The sequence below is a fragment of the Pseudonocardia pini genome, from assembly GCF_013870575.1.
GTDB lineage: Bacteria > Actinomycetota > Actinomycetes > Mycobacteriales > Pseudonocardiaceae > Pseudonocardia > Pseudonocardia pini.
Map to the genome: position 1 here is coordinate 1 of NZ_JACBXB010000753.1, position 2,684 is coordinate 2,684.

General features: G+C 74.3%; 4 protein-coding genes and 1 tRNA gene. 4 read left to right on the plus strand and 1 reads right to left on the minus strand.

The annotated features are described in order from the left end of the window. The coding region (locus H5J29_RS28325; protein ID WP_181784048.1) for a hypothetical protein at positions 1-181 on the plus strand (181 nt) is incomplete at its 5' end. A gap of 26 nt (positions 182-207) precedes the next feature. Further along, a tRNA-Ile gene (locus H5J29_RS28330) sits at positions 208-282 on the plus strand. 116 nt (positions 283-398) lie between these two features. On the opposite strand, the gene H5J29_RS28335 is transcribed toward H5J29_RS28330, so the two are convergent. Further along, positions 399-791 (minus strand): helix-turn-helix domain-containing protein, encoded by a 393-nt coding sequence (locus H5J29_RS28335; protein ID WP_312858455.1) that lies wholly within the window; start codon positions 789-791, stop codon positions 399-401. A 311-nt stretch (positions 792-1,102) separates the two neighbouring features. Between H5J29_RS28335 and H5J29_RS28340 the strand changes: the two genes are divergently transcribed. Together H5J29_RS28340 and H5J29_RS28345 are read left to right on the plus strand one after the other, a co-directional pair. Next, the gene (locus H5J29_RS28340; RefSeq protein WP_181784050.1) at positions 1,103-1,678 is read left to right on the plus strand and encodes an Rv1733c family protein; all 576 of its coding nucleotides are present in this window, start codon (positions 1,103-1,105) and stop codon (positions 1,676-1,678) included. A gap of 76 nt (positions 1,679-1,754) precedes the next feature. Next, a complete protein-coding gene (locus H5J29_RS28345; RefSeq protein WP_181784051.1) occupies positions 1,755-2,630 on the plus strand; it encodes a universal stress protein in 876 nt (291 codons plus the stop codon). Positions 2,631-2,684 lie beyond the last annotated feature (54 nt).

Sequence of the window (2,684 nt, forward strand, 5' to 3'; positions counted from 1 at the left end):
CCGCCTGCTCCGCGCCGTCCGCACACTGCTCCCGCCCGAGCAGCGCGCGGACTGGTGGCGGGACATGAGCTCGGTGTTCGCCGAGTGCACCCCGGCCGAACGCCGCACCCAGCGCCGCAGCTGTCTCGCGGGTTCCCTCCGCACGGTCTGGACCGCCTGGGCCACACGCGGCAGACCCTGATCGGCTCGCTACCCTCGATCGCCGAGGGGGCAGTAGCTCAGTTGGTCAGAGCAGCGGACTCATAATCCGTCAGGTCGTGGGTTCGAGCCCCACCTGCCCCACACCGAGCCGTGTTGCCGCCGCTCATCGCCGGTCTGGGTCCTGCAGGGTCCTGACCATCGCGTCTTCGCCCACAGCACTCATCCGGGTCGGCGCGATGGTGGGGGCATGGTCGTTCCTAGGGTTGCGAGGCGCGCGGGAAGTGGGCGGCGAGCTCGGCCCGCGAGCGCACGCCGAGCTTCGAGTAGGTGCGGGTGAGGTGGTACTGGACGGTCTTCACCGAGAGCAGGATCTCGGCGGCCACCTCCCTGTTCGCCAGCCAGCGGGCGACGAGCCCCGCGATGGTGCGCTCCTGCTCGGTGAGGGTGTCGAGGTCGCCGTCCTGCAGCCGGGAGCCGGAGCGCCCGGTCTTGAGCTCACGGTCGCAGCGCTCGACGTAGACCCGCGCCGAGTGCGGCGAACCCCGGCCGGGAGCCCCACCGAGGCGCTCGGCACACGGGCGGGAGGTGCTGAGCGGCCCGACGGCCCCGGTCCTCGGCCCGGGCCCCCGAGACCGGGCCGGGTGGCGCACCGTTCCGGGCCGTTCGGCACCTGCGGAAGCGCAGCGACCCGCCGACCCTGGGGCTCCACACAGACGGTGCCGAACGGAGGCGACGATGACGGTCCGAGGCCTCGTGTCGGCCGCGGTGACGACCCTGCGGTCCGACATCTCGATCCGAGCGGCGGCGGCTCACGTACCGAACGGCCACCGTGTCGCGCCCGTCGTCGAGGGAACCGGCACGGTCGCTCGGGTCCTCGGCGGGGACGGCCGCCGTGGGCGAGGCGCCCGGCGACCGGGCGGGAGTGGTGACCGGTGGCCGTCGAACACGACCGGACGGAACCGTGAAGCGCGCCGGTGAGCATGCCCGCCCGTCCCGCGACCGCCCGCCCCGGCGCCGTTCGGACCGGGTGGCGGACGTCGTCGCCTGGGCCGTCGGCGTGGGGGCGTTGCTGGTCCTCCTCGCCTGCCTCGTGATCGGCGTCCAGTCCTACCGGGCGCTGTCGGAACGGGCGCAGGTCGAGGAGCGCCGGCACACACCGACGACAGCGGTCGTGCTGGAGGACGTCGGGATGGTCCCCGAGGCGGGGGCCCAGGTGCTCGCTTCCGTCCGCTGGACCGGGGCCGACGGGATCGAGCGAACCGGTCGGGCCACGGTCACCGCACCGGTGCCCGCCGGGACGGAGATCGGGATCTGGGTGACCGCCGACCAGCGACCGGTCCGCGCGCCACTGTCTCGCTTCGAGGTGGTGTTCGTGGCGGCGGTGACGGCGGCCGTGTCCCTCGCCGTGGGCGAGGTGGTCGTGGGGTTGCTGGGCAGGCTGGCCTTCGTGGGCGTCACCCGCCTGCGCGGCGACGAGTGGGAGCGGGCGTGGGAGGAGACCGAGCCGCGATGGACCGGGGGAGGACCACCACGGTGACGGCGGCAGCAGACACGCCGTCCGGCCGGGCTCGGAGCGGGTCCGGTGGTCACACGGATCGTGAGAAGGAGTGGACATGCAGGCACACGGGCCGGTGGTCGTCGGGGTGGACGGATCGGGATCAGCCGCCGGGGCGGTCGTCTGGGCGGTCCAGGAGGCCGCTCGACGCCGGGTGCGGCTGCGGCTGGTGTCCGCCCTCGTGCTCCCGGAGCCGAACCACATCGGCAACCCGGGACTCGGCACCTCGTACAAGCGGACCATGACCGAGGCCGCGGAGAGGATCCTCCTCGATGCCGTGGCGCTGGCTCGTGCCACCGAGGCGGGCGTGGACCTGGAGTCCGAGCTGCGCACCGGCTTCGCCGTCCCCGTGCTGCTCGCGGAGTCGGCCGAGGCGGGCCTGGTCGTGGTCGGTAGCCGTGGGCTCGGTGGATTCACCGGACTGCTGGTGGGGTCGGTGGCCGTGGCCCTGGCCGCGCGGGGGACCTCCCCCGTCGCCGTGGTCCGCGGCGACGTCGAGGAGGCGGCGGCCGACACCCGTCCCGTCGTGGTCGGGGTGGACGGGTCCCCGGTGAGCGAGGCGGCGCTGGCCCTGGCATTCGAGGAGGCCGCCCTGCTCGACGTACCGCTTCTCGCGGTGCACACCTGGCAGGACGAGATCGTGCCGCTCAGCGTCGCGCCACTGGTCGACTGGACGGCCGTCGAGGCCGAGGAGCACGCGCTGCTGGCCGAGCGGCTCGCGGGCTGGGCGGAGAAGTACCCCGATGTCGAGGTGCGCAGGCGCGTCGTCCGCGACCGGCCTGCCGCCGAGCTGGTCGACCTGTCGCGCACCGCGCGACTGGTGGTCGTCGGCTCTCGCGGGCGAGGTGGACTGCGGGGCCTGATGCTGGGCTCGGTCGGCCACGCATTGATCCACCACGCGCACTGCCCGGTACTCATCGCCCGGGCGGCCTGACCAGGGAGCCCGGCGTGAGTGCCGCGTCGTCGAGCAGTCCCGCGCGCCGCACCC

Bases quoted from the DNA above. Each gene is read 5' to 3' on its own strand.
- H5J29_RS28345 (WP_181784051.1), top strand. From the start codon at position 1,755: ATGCAGGCACACGGGCCGGTGGTCGTCGGGGTGGACGGATCGGGATCA.